This is a genomic window from Pseudobutyrivibrio xylanivorans (assembly GCF_010906925.1).
In the GTDB taxonomy this organism is placed as follows: domain Bacteria; phylum Bacillota; class Clostridia; order Lachnospirales; family Lachnospiraceae; genus Pseudobutyrivibrio.
The window spans coordinates 905,922-923,397 of the sequence record NZ_VTVE01000001.1 but is presented as its reverse complement, the minus strand read 5'-3'; the positions used below and the strand labels follow the sequence as shown (position 1 = coordinate 923,397).

The window sequence follows — 17,476 nt, the reverse complement described above, 5'->3', positions numbered from 1 at the left end:
TATTATAAAAATGACATCTGTTTTAAAGTATCAGATAAAAGCTGTTCTGTAGTAGTAGAGTCTGTAATAGTCATCTTATCAAGAGCTCTAGCTGCATTGCTTGCTGAATAACCAAGTGCAACAAGCGCTTCAAGCACCTCTTCTTTTACAGAAACAGCAGGTGAAACTTTCTTACCAGATAAATCGGCAGTGATTTTAGCTTCAAATGCACCTATAATATCTACCTTATCCTTTAAATCTATAATTGCTCGCTCCGCTGTCTTTTTTCCTACGCCAGGAACAGCAGCAAATGCCTTGGCATCAGAGCCTGCAACAGCAAACTGGATATCACTGACTGTCATAGAACTAAGAATGGAAAGTGCACCCTTTGGGCCAATTCCACTAACAGAAAGAAGAAGCTCAAACATCTTAAGCTCCTCCTTATCATAAAATCCATATAAAGTAAGAGAATCTTCCTTTGGAATGAGCTTTGTCTCAAGTTTTACTTCTGAACCAATTGCAGGAAGCTGCCTGATTGTGTTCATAGAAGAACTGACGCCATAGCCAATCCCATTATTCTCAACAATTACAATATTCTCATCAATATCTGAAAGTGTGCCGCGAATATAGGTAATCATATTATCCTCCCTAAAGGGCCCTTTCTTAATTTATTTCTCCAATAAAATAGAACCCTTTACAACAGTTTAACCTAACATCGACAATTTTGCCAATCATAGATTCATCACCTGGGAAGTGAACTGTTACATTATTTTCGAGCTTTCCTGAAACAAGATTTTTATCCTGTTCATTGACCTCTTCAACAAGGACCTTTTGTACTGTACCCTCAAGGGATTTAACCTTTTCATGACCGTGCTTTTGAACTAGAGCAAGAAGTCTATCAAATCTATCCTTAACAACATCATCTGGCACTTGATTTTCCATTGTAGCAGCAGGTGTTCCAGTTCTCTTGGAATAGATAAATGTAAAAGCACTATCATAATGAACCTTGTCTACTACATCCATAGTGTCAAGGAAATCCTCCTCTGTCTCACCTGGGAAGCCAACAATAATATCTGTTGTAATAGCAACATCAGGAACACGAGCACGTAGTTTTTCAACTAATTCAAGATAATGCTCCTTGGTGTATCTACGATTCATTTTCTTTAGAATCTCAGTACTTCCAGATTGAAGTGGTAAATGCATATGATGGCAGACCTTTGGAAGTGTAGCCATGGCCTCAATTAAATCATCGGACAAATCCTTTGGATGAGGTGTCATAAATCTAATACGCTCAAGGCCTTCGATATCATTAACCATTCGAAGCAAATCTGCAAAAGTAACCTTTTCCTCAAGGCCTACCCCATAGGAGTTAACATTCTGGCCGAGAAGCATAATCTCTACAACGCCATCAGCAACAAGCTCTTTAATCTCAGCTACGATATCCTCAGGCTTTCTAGAACGCTCTCTACCGCGAACATAAGGAACAATACAGTATGTACAGAAATTATTGCATCCAAAGCTAATATTTACACCTGACTTGAAAGGATATTTACGTGAAATAGGCAAATTCTCAACGATTTTGTCTGTATCCTTCCAAATATCAATAATCATGCCCTTTTTATTAAGAAGAGCTGTTGTAAATAATTCTGCAAATTTATAAAGGTTGTGTGTACCAAAAATAAGATCAACAAACTTATAATTCTTCTGAAGATGTTCAATAACAGTAGGCTCCTGCATCATGCAACCACAAAGTCCAATCATCATATCTTTATTCTTTTTCTTGTATCCATGGAGAATACCAAGGTGACCATAGACCTTATTGTTGGCATTTTCTCGAACAGTACATGTGTTATAAATTACAAAATCAGCATTCTCGTCTGTTGTTTCAACATAGCCAATTTCCTTAAGTACACCAAGGAGCTTCTCAGAATCTCTAGCATTCATCTGGCATCCAAAAGTAGTAACACAGCAAGTGAGCTTTCTGCCCTTCTCCTGCTCTTTTAAAGCAACTATTTTCTTTGCCTCTTCGATGAAATAATATTGACGCTCTGGCTCCTCAGTTGGAGCATTGTTTAATAAATCTGTAATACTCATTTTAAATCCTATCTAATTCTACTTTCTAATCTGGCCATTGCCAAAGATTGTGTATTTGTAGCTTGTAAGAGCAAGAAGGCCCATAGGTCCTCTAGCGTGAAGCTTTTGAGTGCTGATTCCAATCTCTGCACCAAATCCAAACTCAAAACCATCAGTAAATCTAGTTGAAGCATTGACATATACACAAGCAGCATCAATCCCCTCTAAGAACTTATCAGCATTTTTCTCGTCATTGGTGACAATAGCCTCAGAGTGACCTGTATTGTACTTGTTAATATGCTCAATTGCCTCTTCAACTGATGAAACAGTCTTAACGGAGATAATATAATCTAAATATTCTTTTGCAAAATCTTCCTCAGTAGCATCTTCTGAGCCTTCCATTAAAGCCTTAGCTTTAGCGTCTGCAAAAATCTGTACACCCTTTTCTCTAAGAGCTTTGTTTAATTTTGGTAAAAGAGAAGCTGCAATATCCTCGTGAATTACAAGAGATTCAGCTGCGTTACATACACCGATACGCTGTGTCTTGGCATTAACGATAATATCAATAGCCATATCAATATCAGCATCATGATCTACATATATATGGCAGTTTCCAGAGCCAGTCTCTATTACAGGAATAGATGCATTCTCCACAACAGACTTAATAAGACCTGCGCTACCTCTAGGGATAAGTACATCAATATAACCATTGAGACGCATCATCTCCTTTGCAGTCTCTCTAGAAGTGTCATCAATAAGAGTAATTGCATCAACTGGATATCCACCTTTTTCGAGGGCTGATTTAATAACCTTTACAATAGCCTTATTTGACTCAAGAGCATCAGAACCGCCCTTTAAGATAACCGCATTACCTGTCTTAAAACAAAGGCCAAAAACATCGGCAGTAACATTTGGTCTAGCCTCATAAATAACACCGACTACACCGATTGGAACAAGTCTCTTTTTAATCTTCAATCCATTAGGACGCTCAAATTCCTCTGTAATCTGACCTATAGGATCATCAAGCTTAACAATCTCACGAAGTCCATCAGCAATACCCTTAATTCTTGACTCATCAAGCTTAAGTCTATCTAAAAGACCCTGTGAAAGCCCCTTAGTCTCGCCATTTTTCATATCTATTGCATTGGCTGAAATGATATCGGAAGCGCTTGCCTCTAATGCATCAGCTACAGCCATAATTGCTGAATTTTTGTCTTCTGTGGAAAGAGCTGCCACAGTGTATTTAACGTCTCTTGCTTTTGTTGCTAATTCTAGTAATGTCATTGCCTACTCCTTTTTATAAGTCTGTTATTAGTTACAACATAATCTAAAGGCACATCATATGCCCCTACATTCAATTTATTAATTATTTGTTCTTCAAACCCGACTCCCACTTTAAAAGTATCTGGATGAGACGCGAAAAATCTATCATAATAGCCTGCACCATAACCAATTCGATTACATCTTTCATCAAAGATTAATCCTGGTGTAATGACCACTGTAGAACTATCATCCCCATTAAACTGCTCTAAATTAGTGTTGGGCTCCATTATACCGTAAGCCCCCTCATGAAAATCATCCTTTAAATCATTAATCTTGTAAAATGTAAGTTCATGAGTATTTATATTTGATACTGGAAAATATAGGTCTTTATCAATATCTAGAAGTCTCTCATAAAGTCCTAATAAATCCACCTCGGAACCGTAGGGATAAAAGCATAAAAAAATATTAGCCCCTTTAAAATCAGATTCTAAAAGAGCCAAAAAATTTTCTGTAATAGCAAGCGACATATCTTCTCGAAGCTGTGAAGAAATAGCATTTCGCTTAGCTTTAAATTCTGTTCTAAGTTCTTTATTATTTAGAGACTTTTCCATATTTTTCGCCAAGGTTTTCTACCCTGCCATCTTCATCTACAATATCAATATTATTAAGCTGAGCTCTAACATTACCTTTTATTGCATCAATATAAGCACGTCTAAGCTTAGCCTGTTCTGCCTTTTCTGCATCAGTAAGGCCCTCTCCCTTACTCTTGTGATACAACTCATTGATTCTTGCGATATCTTTTTCTGTAATCATAATTAATCCTCTAATAAATCTAATACCCTTACATCGTCACGCTTGTTTGCAACAAATAGGGTACCCTTATCCTTATTTTCAAAAATACGGTGAATATTACCAATATGAGCGCCATTAGTGATAACCATATCAGCACCGCTGTATGTAGCAATCTGGGCTGCACGAAGCTTTGCAGTCATACCGCCTGTTCCCACATCAGATGAGCTATCAGAGCTAGCCATATCCATAACATCCTCAATGCTCTCAACTACAGGCACAAATTCAGCATCTGGATTAGTATTAGGATTGTCTGTGTAAAGACCATCAATATCTGATAAAAGAACTAATGCATCTGCCTTTGTAAGGGCTGCAACAATAGCTGAAAGTGAATCATTATCACCAAACTGAATCTCGTGTGTGGCAACAGTATCATTTTCATTAACAACAGGAATAACTCCAAGGTTAAACAGCTGCTCAAATGTATTTCTAGCATTTTCTCTAGATTCTGGGTCAGTCATAGTCTTTTTAGTCATAAGAATCTGACCAGCCTTTTGATTGTATTCAGAGAAAAGCTTCTGATATACGGACATTAAGTAAGCCTGACCAATTGATGCGCACGCCTGCTTTGTAGCCAAATCCTGTGGACGTTCCTTTAAACCAATTGCATAACGACCTACTGCAATAGCACCAGATGAAACAAGACATACGTCCTTACCCTGGGCTCTCAAGTCGCATAACTGACGAACAAGTCGCTCTAATTTTGTGTAATCAATATTTCCAGTTGCATCATGTGTAATAGTAGATGAACCTACCTTAACAATGACTCTCTTCTTTTTAGTAAAATCGTGTCCGTACATATCATTCTCCTGTTTATTTTCCGCAATATCATACCACTAAATACACTAATATAGCAAGAGCCAAACTGTTACGCCTACAAGCCTTGGAGTCTCTTCGCTCATCTAACACGATTCGTAGGAAGTATGCAAGAAAAATAGAGACAATAAAAAACCAATCTGTAGGCATCAAGCTCTTTGGTCTCCCAAGGGAAGCTTTTTATGCTGAGTCTGGGAGACTCTAAGGCTTGTAGCCGTAACAGATTGGTAAGTTACTTATAAAATGATTTTACGAGGACATGCTTCCGCGCACTTGCCACAGCTAGTGCATTTTTCCTGATCAATATGGGCGAAGAATCCATCTACATGGATGGCATCGCTCTCACATACTTTTTCGCACTTGTGACAGCCGATACATCCTACCTTACATACCTGCATTACATCCTTGCCCTTGTCATTATTGTGACAACGAACAGCATGTCCAAAATCATAAGGAATAAGCTCAATAAGATGATTAGGACATGTAGCAACACATTTGCCGCAGGCCTTACATGCTTCCTTATCAACCAATGCTACACCATCAATAATGTGAATAGCATCAAAAGGACAAGCCTTAACGCAGGAACCAAATCCCATACATCCATAAGAGCACGCCTTTGGTCCACCACCAGGAACAAAAGCCATTGCCTTACAATCCTCAACACCGGTGTAATCGTACATCTGCTTAGCATTCTCGCAAGTACCGTTACACATAACAAATGCAACTTTGCGAACGCCCTCTTCTGCAGCTACGCCCATAATCTCTGAAATCTGAGCTGCAACAGGTGCACCACCAACAGGACATTGGTTAACAGGTGCCTCTCCCTTTGCAATGGCAGCGGCAAGACCAGAACAGCCTGCATATCCACAACCACCACAGTTATTTCCAGGTAAAACTCCAAGTACAGCCTCTTCCTTTGGATCAACCTCAACCTTGAACTTCTCAGCTGAGAAACAAAGGAAAAATCCAATTACACAACCAGTAGCGCCAACAATAACAGCTGCCAGTAAAATTCCTGTTATACTCATTTGTCAGCCCTCCTTATATTACTCCTGAGAATCCAAGAAAAGCCATTGCCATCAATCCTGCAGTAATGAGGACTATAGCAGAGCCCTTAAATGTCTCAGGGATATCGTTGTATTCAATCTTCTCACGAATGCCAGCCATGATTACGATTGCAATTGTAAAACCAACTGCTACGCCAAAACCATTAATGACACTCTCAAGAATATCGTAATTGTTAGTAACGTTGTTAATGGCAGTACCAAGAACCGCACAGTTTGTAGTAATAAGTGGAAGGTATACGCCAAGTGACTTATACAGAGATGGAATACTCTTCTTAAGGAACATCTCAACAAACTGCACGAGGGCTGCAATAACAAGAATAAATACTATTGTCTGCATGTACTGGAAACCAGTAGGTGCAAGAACATATTTGTAAATAACTGATGATACAAATGAAGCAATTGTAATTACGAAAATTACAGCACCACCCATACCAGCAGCAGTCTCTACCCTCTTAGATACACCAAGGAATGGGCAAAGGCCAAGGAACTGAGAAAGAACAACGTTATTTACAATAGCTGATGAAACAAGTAATAGAATCAATCCTGTAACATAATTCATTATTTATCTTCCTCCTTTCCTACAATATCATCATCTGCATAAGATGAATCAGAACCAGATTTCTCAACATCCTCTGTGTTCTTAGCATTAGCAGTGTGCTTAACCTCTATCTTTGTCTCAGGCTGAGGCTTAGCAACATCCTTAGGATCAACCGGAATCTCTTCAGGAGTGTTATGTACAAGTGACTTACCTGTACATGAGCTTGAAAGTCCGCAGCTAGAACAATCTCCACTTAAGCAACCCTGCACTGCAGGAAGTGGCTTGCCAGCTGCTTCCATTTTACGTCTAACAACATTCATAATAGCAACTAAGAAGCCAAGAACTATGAATGCACCAGGTGCTAGTCCAAATAAAGTAATATGGTAATCATTAAGTGCCGGAATATTTACTCCAAATGCAGAACCATTACCAAGAATCTCTCTTACTACACCGATAAGTGTAAGACCAACTGTAAAGCCAAGACCCATACCAATACCGTCAAACATAGATGGAATAACAGGATTCTTAGATGCGTAGCTTTCAGCACGTCCAAGAATAATACAGTTAACTACAATAAGTGGAATATAGATTCCAAGTGATGCATACAAGGATGGAGTAAATCCCTGCATCAAAAACTGCACGATTGTAACGAATGAAGCAACTACTACGATAAAAGCAGGCATTCTCACTCTATCTGGAATAATATTTCTAAGTGCAGAAATCATCATATTAGAAAGAACAAGAACCACTGTTGTAGAAAGACCCATTCCTATACCATTGATTGCCGATGTTGTAACAGCAAGTGTTGGACACATACCAAGCATCAATACAAATGTAGGATTCTCTTTCCAAAGTCCATTATATAAACGCTCTATATTTTTATTCATTATTTTGCACCTCCTACCAGATAATTGAAGTAGGTGACGCCTGCATTCACACCATTTGTTACAGCCTTAGATGTGATTGTCGCTGCAGAAATGGCATCTATTTCTGATGATTGAGTCGCACCAGTTTTTGTTACTGTAAATATCTCTGACTGACGATTGATGAACTGAGAAGAAAATGTCCCCTCTCCTGTATCTCTGGCTTTCATTCCAAGACCAGCTGTCTCAGAGATTGTGGTAATAGAATAACCATTTAACACTCCGTCATTTGTAATGCCAAGTGAAAATGTAATCTTGCCACCATATCCAGCTGATGATGTAACAGTAATAACATAGCCAAGTGGATTACCAGAACCATCAAGGGCTACTACACAGTTATCAATTGTATCATCAGTATATCCAGCCTTTTGAACTACATCTGTAGCAGCTGCAGAATCAAAACCATCTAAATCCTTAAATGATGCTGCGTCTGCGAAAACTGTCTGATATGCAGTCTGAAGTGCATCGGCCTCTGCCTTAGCAATAGGAGCTTTTGTAATCTCGTATACAAGACCAAGGGCGAATCCGGCAATAACTGTAATACAAGTAAGGACCAAAGCGTCTTTAACTAATTTATTCATCAGCCTTCACCTCCTTTGGTTTTCTTTCTCTTACAACACCAAAAGCACGAGGAACTGTAACCTTTTCAATAAGTGGAACAAGAAGGTTACTAAAGATAATTGCAAAGCTGACTCCCTCTGCACTATTTCCAAATATTCTAAAGATACCAGTAAGTACACCTAGGCAAATACCAAAAATAACTTTGCCAGCAGGTGTAATTGGAGATGTAACATAATCTGTAGCCATAAAGAATGCACCAAGCATCAATCCACCACCACAAAGGTGAGCCACAAGATATGATGTATCAAATCCATGACCACCGAAGACACATACAAATATTGCAAATGAAACTATATAAACGCCAGGAATAATAAGATCAATAACTCCTAGAAGAATAAGAATAATAGCTCCAATCAAAATACAAATGGCAGATGTCTCACCGATTGTACCTCCGGTACGACCAATAAGCATGTCAAGAGTATTTACTGCCTCGCCACTCTTTAAAAGTGCAAGTGGTGTAGCACCTGCTACTCCGTCATATTCAAAATGTGTCATAGTTGCAGCAAATGAAATCACAAGAAATGCTCTACCACCAAGTGCTGGATTCATGAAATTCTGACCCAAGCCGCCAAAGAGCATCTTAACAACAACTATAGCAAAAATAGAACCAAGAACCGCCTGCCAAACAGGAAGTGTAAATGGTAAATTAAGAGCAAGAAGAAGGCCTGTAACAGCGGCACTTAAATCGCCAATTGTGCTCTTTTTACCTACAGCTTTTTCAAATAACCATTCTGAAATCACACATGTAAAGATACAAACAAGTACTAAAAGCAAAGCTCTGTAACCAAAATTGAAAATACCAAATACAGTAGTTGGCATAAGAGCAAGAATCACATATAGCATGATTCTAGAAGTATCATCCTTTGCTCTAACATGTGGAGATGAAGAAACTTTTAATAAATCGCTCACTTTAGTTACTTTCCTTTCTACTTTTTTCTCTTATCTGCAAGAACCATCTTTTTCATAGTCTTAATAGATTGTGCTAGTGGCTTTCTGGCTGGGCATGCAAAACTACAGCTACCACACTCGATACACTCAAGTCCATACCACTTTTCAAATGTTTCCTTGTCCCCGTGATCTGCGAACTTAGATAATCTAGAAGGGATAAGATTCTCAGGGCAAGCATCTACGCAACGGCCACAGTTGATACAAGCAGTAGTCTCGTACTTAGATACTTCATCCTCTGATAAGCAAAGAAGTGCACCTGATGTCTTGGTTGTAGGAACATCCACATCCAAAAGAGCAAATCCCATCATAGGACCACCAGATATAATCTTCTTTGGCTCATGGATATATCCACCTGCAGCCTCAAGAATCTCCTTGCAGCTAGTACCGATGCAAATACGGAAATTGCGTGGTTCCATAACAGAATCACCTGTTACTGTAAAAATACGATCCATAACAGGCTTGCCCTCAACAACCGCAGTGTAAACAGCATTGATAGTGGCAACATTATCTACAATGCATCCAGCATCAGCAGGAAGCATCTTTGAATTAATCTCACGTCCTGTACAAGCTTTAATGAGCTGACGCTCACCACCCTGAGGATATTTTGTCATAAGAGGAACAACCTCAATACGTGGCTCATGCTCACACAGTTTTGAAAGAGATGCTATAACATCGCTTTTATTATCCTCGATTCCCAAAAGTCCCTTAGCCTTAGGGAAAAGCTGAAGAATAATTTTCATTCCAGTAATTAACTTTTCAGGCTCCTCTACCATCGATCTGTAATCAGATGTAAGATAAGGCTCACATTCTGCACAGTTAGCAATAATAAATTCGATGTTCTCTGGCTTGTTAGGTGAAAGCTTTACATGGGTAGGAAAACCGGCACCACCCATACCAACAATACCTGCATTCTGGATTTTAGAGATAATCTGGTCATCAGAAAGCTCAGTATAATCATCACAAGCTTCAAAACCAGTCTCAATGAATTTTCCATCACTCTCAATTATGATAGAATTAACCATGTCGCCTGTGGCAACTCGTCTTGGCTCGATTGCCTTGACTGTTCCAGATACAGATGCAAAAATAGGCGCAGAAACAAATCCGCCAGCATCTGCTATCTTCTGGCCTCTGAGCACTGTGTCACCAACGGCAACAATTGCAGTAGCTGGTGCACCAATATGCTGAGACAATGGATATACCATTTCACCCTGTGGCTTTAATTCTTTGATAGGCTTTTCCTTTGAAATAGCCTTGCCATCATAAGGATGAACACCGCCCTTAAAAGTCCTAAGACCCATTAGCATTACCCCTCTTTCTTTAGAGAATTTAGCTATTTATTCAACAAAATAGCATTTCATGTATAAATTATATCATTTTGGTCATATCAAAAGAGAAAATTTATCACTTATTTTGTACATTTTTAAGTACCAAACAATTTTATATGGTGTAAAATTTAACAATAAACAACTTAAGTTAGGATTTGATTATGGAAATTATTAATAACAGTTACCAACTAGATCATGTAAGCTACTCAACTGCCAAGTATTTTGATGAAAACACCTTATTTTTTGATATTGAATGCACCGGACTTTCTCCTAGAAAATCCTTTATCTATTTAATTGGCTATGCCACCAGATGCGAAAATAAAATCACGATTACACAGTTGCTAGCTAATAATGAATCTGAAGAAATTGAGATTTTAGAGGAATTTGAAAAAGTTATAGCTGGATATGACAAACTACTAGGATTCAATTCTACCCGATTTGACGAATCCTTTATCATAGAAAGATGTCGTAAATATCACATTTACACTAAAATCAAATCAAAAAATCATACAGACATGTATTTGCAGTCTACAAAAGCAAAATGCATGCTTGATTTGCCCAATTACAAGCAAAAATCAATCGAAGAATTCCTAGGATTACACAGAGATGACAAATATAACGGTGGTGAACTGATTCCTATATATCAGCATTATTCAATTACCGGAGATTTAGAATCAAAAGAACTGATTCTACTTCATAATTTCGAAGATGTAAAAGGGATGATTTATATCACTGATATACTGTGCTATCCCAATTTACTCAATTCGGAAATTCGATATATAAATCACGAAATTGAAGAAGACAAAATACGCATAGAACTTGAAACAGATATTGAACTACCAAAATCAATCAATAAACAACGAGATTATGGACTTTATATTATAAAAAACAATCGTATATACGTTACTTTAAATCTATACCAAGGACAGCTTTTTACATATCTACCAGACTATAAAAACTATTACTATCTCATAGATGAAGACAGCATTATCCCAAAGTCATTAGGCGAAAGCATTGATAAAAGCTGCCGTCGACCAGCTACCAGACGAGATTGCAAGATATCATTAGAGGGAACATTCCTAAACATTCCAGAGCGTCTTGACATCGGAAGTTCCCTTCGTACATTCCGCTCATCATACGAATCAAAGGATAGATTCCTTAATATAGCAGACATCAGGGATGATATCCTTGTAAAAATAACAAAATATATGTTAAAGCATTAAAAAATCAAGCCATTTACAATCGAATGAATCGTAAATGGCTTGATTTAATAGTCTAATAAGTAAACAATCTAATTATACTTTCTCATAATAGAAGGAATATCTTCTCTTATATCCCAACTCTTTATAATCAATAACCTGTTCAGTAGAACCAATAAAGAGAATACCTCCCTGTCTAAGTGACTTGCAGAATTTATCATATACTTCTGTCTTAGCCTCATCTGTAAAGTAAATAAGAACATTGCGGCATACAATCATATCAAAATTTGATGGATATGAATCGCGAAGTAAGTTATGCTCTTTAAATTCAACACACTTCTTAACATCTTCACTAATCTGGAAAGAATTTCCAACAGGAGTAAAGAACTTTTTCTTTAAATCAGCAGGAACATTAGCTATACTCTTCGCACTGTAAAGTCCTACTTTAGCGGTTGCAATAACCTGTTTGTCTAAATCAGTAGCAAAAATCTTGATTTTGTTAAGTGGAACTAATGTAGAAAGTGCCATTACTAGAGAATATGGCTCATCACCTGTTGAACATGCTGCACTCCATATTTTAAGTGATTGACCAGAATGTGCTATCAATTCTGGTAAAAATTCCTTTGTTAATAGTTCCCACTGCTCAGGATTTCTATAAAACTCAGAAACATTGATTGTAAGAAAATTAACAAATTCATCAAAGACTTCCTTATTAGTCTTTAGCAAAGCTACATATTCTGCGTATGTCTTGCACTTATTCTTATTAACTAAAGAATCAATACGACGGCGCATCTGTTTTTCTTTATACGCGTCTAAATCGATTTTTGTAAGAGAATAGACGTCTTTTTTGAAACCTTCGTAGTTTTCCATATAATAAGCTCCTATCAATATTTTTAATACCTATCTCGATAAAATACATTTTACAAAACATTTGTGTATTTATTGTTATCTTTTTAAGTATAAATAAAATAGAGTTTTGCTTGGCAAAACTCCGAATTTCCAATTAAGAAAAAAACAGGTCTAGCATTAGCTAGACCTGATAAATTCAATGAATTACTCTTCAGAAGCTGCAACTTCATCGATGTTAACATCAGCAACCTCAGCATCATCAGATGCCTCTGGCTCAAGAAGTGCCTTGATTGAAAGGCTAATCTTCTTCTCTTCATCGTTGAACTCAACAACCTTTGCCTCGATATCCTGACCGATTGAAAGCACATCAGATGGCTTCTCAATACGCTCCTTAGAAATCTGTGAAACATGAAGAAGTGCATCAATTCCAGGAGCAAGCTCTACGAAAGCACCAAAGTCTTTCATACGAACAACCTTACCCTTAACAACTGTGCCAACTGCATACTTATCAGCTGCACCATTCCATGGGTTCTCATTGTCGAACTTGCAAGAAAGTGCAATCTTGCCGTCCTTGATTTCCTTAACAAATACCTTAATTGTATCGCCAACGTTAAGAGTCTTAGAAGGATTCTCAACACGACCCCAGCTCATCTCTGAGATGTGAAGAAGTCCATCAGCACCACCTAAATCGATGAATGCACCAAAATCCTTAACATTCTTAACTGTACCTTCAAATTCCTGCCCAACAGCAATCTTAGCCATAAGCTCTTCCTGAGCCTTAGCCTTATCTGCAACAAGAAGTGTCTTTCTGTTACCGATAATTCTACGACGCTTTGGATCGAATTCTGTAATTACGAAGCTGATCTCCTGTCCCTGATACTTAGTAAGATCCTTTTCGTATACATCTGAAACAAAAGAAGCTGGGATAAATACTCTAGCCTCATCAACAACAACTGTAAGTCCACCCTTAAGAACCTTATCAACTGTAGCTGTAAGAACCTCTCCCTTCTCAAATGCTTCTGCAAGTCTCTCGTTGCCCTTTTCCTGAGCGAGTCTCTTGTAAGAAAGAAGAACCTGACCCTCACCGTCATTTACCTTAATAACGATAGCTGATAAAGGATCACCAACATTAACAACAGTAGTGAGATCAATGTTTGACTCATTTGTGTACTCTGAACGTGTAATAATACCATCTGACTTGTAACCGATATTCAAAACGATCTCATCTGGCTTTACGCTAATAACAGTACCGTCTACTACCTCTCCATTGTGTATAGTTTTAAATGATTCCTCCAACATTTGTTCAAAACTCATTTCTGACATTTCTTTTGAACCTCCTCGATAATATTGTTTGGGGTGGAAGCCCCTGCGGTAATACCTACACTTTCAATGGAACCAAGGTCAGAAGGCTGTAAATCATCAGCCGTCTGTATATAGTAAGTATCTTTGCATCGTGTTTTGCATATCTCATACAACTTTTGTGTATTGGAAGAATTTTTGCTTCCAATAACGAGCATAGCATCAACTTTTGATGCTATTTCAGCAGCCTCTACCTGCCTTTTGTTAGTCGCATCGCATATTGTATTCAAAACAATAATATCATAACCTTTTTGCTTTATAATTTCAACTAATTCTTGAAATTTATTATGGTTAAAGGTGGTTTGAGATACAATACAAATGTTAAACCCTGAATTAACTGAAAAATCACACGCAGCCTGCTCATCGGGTATTACGCAATAATTTTCTCCATTTATCCATCCAACTATGCCTCGAACCTCAGGATGTTCAGGATTTCCAATGATTACAATGTACTCTCCAGCCCTAGAATGTTCGTCCACAGCCCGATGAATTTTCTTAACAAATGGGCAGGTTGCATCAATTATTTCATGGCCCTTTGATTTTAATAATTCTTCCACTTGTCTTGTGACACCGTGTGAGCGAATTATAACTGTCCCTGCTGGATAATCCTCAATATGATTCTCATCCATAACCTGAACACCGTGGGCCTCAAATTGACGAACAACCTCTTCGTTATGAATAATTGGTCCATATGTATAAAGAGGCTTATGTCCCTCTTCTATTTGTTTTTTTACTACATCAACAGCTCTCTGCACACCAAAGCAAAAGCCTGCTGATTCAGCTAATGTAACTTTCATAAAACCTCAAAATAATTATTATTAAAATTATTTGTTGCAGTAACCAATGATAGTGTTAACAACCTCATCAATAGTCATATCAGAGCTATCTACTAAAATAGCATCCTCAGCCTGCTTAAGTGGGCTGATTTCTCTGTGAGAATCGCGATAATCTCTCTCCTCAATATCCTTAGCAATTTTATCAAAATCAGCTTCCATTCCCTTTGCTACAAGCTCATCGAAACGACGCTTTGCACGACACTCAACAGATGCTGTAAGGAAAATCTTAACATCTGCATTAGGAAGGACAACTGTACCTATATCACGACCGTCCATGATAACATCAGTAGTTTTGGCAAGCTCCTGCTGTAAAGCAACAAGCTTTGAACGAACCGGAGCGTAAACTGATGAAGCACTAGCCATATTTCCAACTTCCTCAGTACGGATAAGGCCTGTAACATCCTCGCCATTTAAAATAACGTGCTGTGCACCATCCTCATATTTAATAGATACAGAAATATCATCTACCACTGAGCTGATTTTCTCCTCATCATTAGAAGCAATACCTGCTCTTAAGAAATAAAGAGCCATTGCTCTATACATTGCTCCTGTATCCACATAAACGTATCCCATTTTAGCTGCAATAGCCTTAGCTATTGTAGACTTTCCTGCACCTGCAGGTCCATCGATTGCAACATTCATTGCCATAATATATATCCTCCAAAAAATTAAATACTAAGTCCTGCCAAATAACCGGTAGACCATGCTATTTGCAAATTAAATCCTCCGGTAAAGGCATCTAAATCAAGAACCTCTCCTGCAAATGAGAGTCCTTCTATATTTTTACATTTCATTGTAGATGGGTCAACCTCTTTCACCGATATTCCGCCCTGGGTGATTATAGCTTCTTTGTACTCCCTAAGACCTGTTATAGTGAAAGGAAATGCCTTTAACAACGCTATAAGATTAGCCCTCTCCTCTTTTGTTATAGAATTAATCTGTCGACTATCATCAAAATCCATAAGTTTGATAAAAACAGGAACCATGGATGAAGGAAGTAGCCCTCTAAGAACAGAGCTTAAATGCTTATTCATATTATCATTAAAGTCTCTTAAAACTCTATTTGACAGCTCATCTACAGAAAGTGCTGGCTTTAAATCAACTAAAGCCTGTAGCTCACCGGTCTCCTGCAGTCTCTTACCTATAATGGAGCTAGCGGATAAGACAAGAGGTCCCGATACACCAAAATGGGTAAATAGCATTTCTCCGAAACTATCATATAATTTCTTTTTGCCATCCTTGATAGTAAGATTAACATTTTTAAGGGCAAGTCCTTGCATTTCAGGTATATAGGACTCTTTGCAATTTAAAGGAACAAGTGCTGGTCTACAATCTGTAACCTTGAGTCCTAATTTTCGAGCCCACTTTAGTCCATCACCTGTAGAGCCAGTAGTTTGATAAGATAATCCTCCAGTACAAAGAATCACATTATCGCAGTTAATAATAGACCCATCTGAAAGCTTAACTCCAATAACCTTATTATCTTCTCTTAAAATGTCTTTTACTTCTGTACGAAGCCTTACATTAACACCGTATTCCTTAATGGCCTTTTCAAGAGCCTTAGTAATATCCGAAGCATGATCAGATTCAGGAAAAGCTCTATTTCCTCTTTCCACCTTAGTAGGTATACCTTGGCTTTCAACAAAACCAATCATTGAATCAGGGCTAAATGTATAAAGGGCACTGTATAAAAATTTAGGATTTGAAACTACGTTTTTAAAGAAATCCTCTGTATCACAAGCATTAGTAAAGTTGCATCTGCCCTTACCTGTTATATATATCTTTTTACCTAGCTTTTCATTTTTCTCAAGAATAGTGACCTGATGACCACATATTCCTGCGGCATAACCAGCCATCAATCCAGCCGCGCCACCGCCTATTACTATTACATTGCTCATTAAGACTCTCCTGGGTAAGTCATTTTAATAGAATCATCTACCAAATCTATCTCATCATTTTCATAGAACTGGTACTCATTCCAAACATTTTCAATCATATCAAGTGTCGCTGCCACATCAGACTGCTTGCGATTACAAAGCTCAACCACAAGTGCATTAATAACAGAAAGTGGTGCCACAAGAGAATCAACAATAGAATGCATATCTGATTCAGCAATCAAGTTACATGAACTATAAAGATTCATAGGTGAATGAATAGAGTCAGTAATAGTGATTACATTGGCAAGTCTATTATTAGCAAATTCTAACGCCTTTAGTGTACGCATAGAATATCTAGGGAAAGAAATACCGATAATAACATCCTCTTTACTGATATGAATCATCTGTTCAAATAGCTCTGATGTAGAACTGGTCTGCACATTTATAACATTGTCAAAAATCATATTAAGATAGAAAGCCAAAAATGAAGCAAGAGGTGCACAGGTACGAATACCTACTACGTATATACGTCTTGCATTTAAAATTGCCTCTACAGCATTCTCAAAGGCTGCCTCATCTATACTTTCCATAGTATTTTTAATTTTAAGGGCATCGGATGATAAAACAGTACGAAGCACACCGTTTTGCTCTATTCCGCCATTTGTAATCTCAATCCTATCTGAAGAATTAAGCTTATTCCTAACAAGCTCCTCCAAGGCAGATTGAAACTCAGGATATCCACTATAGCCAATAAAGGCAGCAAATCTAACGACTGTGGATTCAGATACCCCAATAATCTCGCCTAACTTTGCTGCAGTATAAAATACAGCCTTATCATAATTATCAATGATATAGTTAGCCAAAAGCTTTTGTCCCTTTGACATCTTGCCGTAATTTTCGTTAATCTTTGTAATCAAATCAGTTGTAGTGGCCATAGTTTCTCCTTTCTTTATT

General features: G+C 37.8%; 19 protein-coding genes. 1 reads left to right on the top strand and 18 read right to left on the bottom strand.

Annotated elements, in window-relative coordinates; translation table 11 throughout:
• Positions 1-2: 2 nt before the first annotated feature.
• The 12 genes from ruvA to rsxC form a co-directional block, all read right to left on the bottom strand.
• Positions 3-617, bottom strand: a complete 615-nt coding sequence (ruvA, locus tag F0Q01_RS04285) for a Holliday junction branch migration protein RuvA (RefSeq protein WP_090486623.1) — start codon at positions 615-617, stop codon at positions 3-5.
• A gap of 25 nt (positions 618-642) precedes the next feature.
• Positions 643-2,073 (bottom strand): tRNA (N6-isopentenyl adenosine(37)-C2)-methylthiotransferase MiaB, encoded by a 1,431-nt coding sequence (gene miaB / locus F0Q01_RS04280; RefSeq protein ID WP_090486620.1) that lies wholly within the window; start codon positions 2,071-2,073, stop codon positions 643-645.
• An 18-nt stretch (positions 2,074-2,091) separates the two neighbouring features.
• Entirely contained in the window at positions 2,092-3,336 is a 1,245-nt protein-coding gene (locus F0Q01_RS04275; protein WP_090486616.1) for a glutamate-5-semialdehyde dehydrogenase, read from the bottom strand.
• Positions 3,333-3,926 (bottom strand): 5-formyltetrahydrofolate cyclo-ligase, encoded by a 594-nt coding sequence (locus F0Q01_RS04270; protein ID WP_090486610.1) that lies wholly within the window; start codon positions 3,924-3,926, stop codon positions 3,333-3,335. Before F0Q01_RS04270 ends, F0Q01_RS04275 begins: the two co-directional genes overlap by 4 nt.
• On the bottom strand, positions 3,907-4,128 hold the full coding sequence (locus F0Q01_RS04265) for a DUF896 domain-containing protein (RefSeq protein ID WP_205467949.1): 222 nt from the start codon (positions 4,126-4,128) through the stop codon (positions 3,907-3,909). The genes F0Q01_RS04270 and F0Q01_RS04265 overlap by 20 nt, the downstream gene beginning before the upstream one ends.
• Positions 4,129-4,130: 2 nt before the next feature.
• A complete protein-coding gene (gene proB, locus F0Q01_RS04260) occupies positions 4,131-4,964 on the bottom strand; it encodes a glutamate 5-kinase (protein WP_090149890.1) in 834 nt (277 codons plus the stop codon).
• 252 nt (positions 4,965-5,216) lie between these two features.
• Positions 5,217-6,008 (bottom strand): RnfABCDGE type electron transport complex subunit B, encoded by a 792-nt coding sequence (locus F0Q01_RS04255; protein ID WP_090149893.1) that lies wholly within the window; start codon positions 6,006-6,008, stop codon positions 5,217-5,219.
• A gap of 13 nt (positions 6,009-6,021) precedes the next feature.
• A complete protein-coding gene (gene rsxA / locus F0Q01_RS04250; protein WP_090149896.1) occupies positions 6,022-6,606 on the bottom strand; it encodes an electron transport complex subunit RsxA in 585 nt (194 codons plus the stop codon).
• Positions 6,606-7,472, bottom strand: coding sequence for an electron transport complex subunit RsxE (gene rsxE, locus F0Q01_RS04245; protein WP_090486607.1), 867 nt, complete (start codon positions 7,470-7,472; stop codon positions 6,606-6,608). The genes rsxA and rsxE overlap by 1 nt, the downstream gene beginning before the upstream one ends.
• Positions 7,472-8,089: an RnfABCDGE type electron transport complex subunit G gene (locus tag F0Q01_RS04240; protein ID WP_090486603.1), complete on the bottom strand. Its 618-nt coding sequence runs from the start codon at positions 8,087-8,089 to the stop codon at positions 7,472-7,474. The genes rsxE and F0Q01_RS04240 overlap by 1 nt, the downstream gene beginning before the upstream one ends.
• Positions 8,082-9,038 carry an RnfABCDGE type electron transport complex subunit D gene (locus tag F0Q01_RS04235; RefSeq protein WP_090486600.1) on the bottom strand — a complete coding sequence of 319 codons (957 nt, stop codon included), beginning with the start codon at positions 9,036-9,038 and terminating at the stop codon, positions 8,082-8,084. The genes F0Q01_RS04240 and F0Q01_RS04235 overlap by 8 nt, the downstream gene beginning before the upstream one ends.
• Positions 9,039-9,055: 17 nt before the next feature.
• Positions 9,056-10,375, bottom strand: a complete 1,320-nt coding sequence (rsxC, locus tag F0Q01_RS04230; protein WP_090486597.1) for an electron transport complex subunit RsxC — start codon at positions 10,373-10,375, stop codon at positions 9,056-9,058.
• 188 nt (positions 10,376-10,563) lie between these two features.
• Here rsxC and F0Q01_RS04225 point away from each other — a divergent pair, with 188 nt between their 5' ends.
• Positions 10,564-11,625, top strand: coding sequence for a ribonuclease H-like domain-containing protein (locus F0Q01_RS04225; RefSeq protein ID WP_090486594.1), 1,062 nt, complete (start codon positions 10,564-10,566; stop codon positions 11,623-11,625).
• Between the two features lie 72 nt (positions 11,626-11,697).
• Here the strand turns inward: F0Q01_RS04225 and F0Q01_RS04220 are convergent, their stop codons facing one another.
• The 6 genes from F0Q01_RS04220 to F0Q01_RS04195 form a co-directional block, all read right to left on the bottom strand.
• Positions 11,698-12,471, bottom strand: coding sequence for a CheR family methyltransferase (locus F0Q01_RS04220; protein WP_090486591.1), 774 nt, complete (start codon positions 12,469-12,471; stop codon positions 11,698-11,700).
• A 183-nt stretch (positions 12,472-12,654) separates the two neighbouring features.
• On the bottom strand, positions 12,655-13,773 hold the full coding sequence (rpsA, locus tag F0Q01_RS04215) for a 30S ribosomal protein S1 (RefSeq protein WP_090486588.1): 1,119 nt from the start codon (positions 13,771-13,773) through the stop codon (positions 12,655-12,657).
• A complete protein-coding gene (ispH, locus tag F0Q01_RS04210) occupies positions 13,761-14,606 on the bottom strand; it encodes a 4-hydroxy-3-methylbut-2-enyl diphosphate reductase (RefSeq protein WP_090486585.1) in 846 nt (281 codons plus the stop codon). The genes rpsA and ispH overlap by 13 nt, the downstream gene beginning before the upstream one ends.
• A 27-nt stretch (positions 14,607-14,633) precedes the next feature.
• Complete coding sequence (cmk, locus tag F0Q01_RS04205; RefSeq protein ID WP_090486581.1) at positions 14,634-15,293, bottom strand: (d)CMP kinase; 660 nt, start codon at positions 15,291-15,293, stop codon at positions 14,634-14,636.
• A 20-nt stretch (positions 15,294-15,313) separates the two neighbouring features.
• On the bottom strand, positions 15,314-16,543 hold the full coding sequence (locus tag F0Q01_RS04200; protein ID WP_090486579.1) for an NAD(P)/FAD-dependent oxidoreductase: 1,230 nt from the start codon (positions 16,541-16,543) through the stop codon (positions 15,314-15,316).
• Complete coding sequence (locus tag F0Q01_RS04195) at positions 16,543-17,457, bottom strand: MurR/RpiR family transcriptional regulator (protein WP_090149931.1); 915 nt, start codon at positions 17,455-17,457, stop codon at positions 16,543-16,545. The genes F0Q01_RS04200 and F0Q01_RS04195 overlap by 1 nt, the downstream gene beginning before the upstream one ends.
• Between the last annotated feature and the right edge of the window lie 19 nt (positions 17,458-17,476).

Coding starts and splice junctions, on each gene's coding strand:
- ispH (WP_090486585.1), bottom strand. CDS start 14,606: ATGAAAGTTACATTAGCTGAATCAGCAGGCTTTTGCTTTGGTGTGCAG.
- F0Q01_RS04195 (WP_090149931.1), bottom strand. CDS start 17,457: ATGGCCACTACAACTGATTTGATTACAAAGATTAACGAAAATTACGGC.
- F0Q01_RS04275 (WP_090486616.1), bottom strand. CDS start 3,336: ATGACATTACTAGAATTAGCAACAAAAGCAAGAGACGTTAAATACACT.
- cmk (WP_090486581.1), bottom strand. CDS start 15,293: ATGGCAATGAATGTTGCAATCGATGGACCTGCAGGTGCAGGAAAGTCT.
- F0Q01_RS04255 (WP_090149893.1), bottom strand. CDS start 6,008: ATGAGTATAACAGGAATTTTACTGGCAGCTGTTATTGTTGGCGCTACT.
- ruvA (WP_090486623.1), bottom strand. CDS start 617: ATGATTACCTATATTCGCGGCACACTTTCAGATATTGATGAGAATATT.
- F0Q01_RS04225 (WP_090486594.1), top strand. CDS start 10,564: ATGGAAATTATTAATAACAGTTACCAACTAGATCATGTAAGCTACTCA.
- proB (WP_090149890.1), bottom strand. CDS start 4,964: ATGTACGGACACGATTTTACTAAAAAGAAGAGAGTCATTGTTAAGGTA.
- miaB (WP_090486620.1), bottom strand. CDS start 2,073: ATGAGTATTACAGATTTATTAAACAATGCTCCAACTGAGGAGCCAGAG.
- rsxE (WP_090486607.1), bottom strand. CDS start 7,472: ATGAATAAAAATATAGAGCGTTTATATAATGGACTTTGGAAAGAGAAT.
- rpsA (WP_090486588.1), bottom strand. CDS start 13,773: ATGTCAGAAATGAGTTTTGAACAAATGTTGGAGGAATCATTTAAAACT.
- F0Q01_RS04265 (WP_205467949.1), bottom strand. CDS start 4,128: ATGATTACAGAAAAAGATATCGCAAGAATCAATGAGTTGTATCACAAG.
- F0Q01_RS04270 (WP_090486610.1), bottom strand. CDS start 3,926: ATGGAAAAGTCTCTAAATAATAAAGAACTTAGAACAGAATTTAAAGCT.
- F0Q01_RS04240 (WP_090486603.1), bottom strand. CDS start 8,089: ATGAATAAATTAGTTAAAGACGCTTTGGTCCTTACTTGTATTACAGTT.
- F0Q01_RS04200 (WP_090486579.1), bottom strand. CDS start 16,543: ATGAGCAATGTAATAGTAATAGGCGGTGGCGCGGCTGGATTGATGGCT.
- rsxC (WP_090486597.1), bottom strand. CDS start 10,375: ATGGGTCTTAGGACTTTTAAGGGCGGTGTTCATCCTTATGATGGCAAG.
- F0Q01_RS04220 (WP_090486591.1), bottom strand. CDS start 12,471: ATGGAAAACTACGAAGGTTTCAAAAAAGACGTCTATTCTCTTACAAAA.
- rsxA (WP_090149896.1), bottom strand. CDS start 6,606: ATGAATTATGTTACAGGATTGATTCTATTACTTGTTTCATCAGCTATT.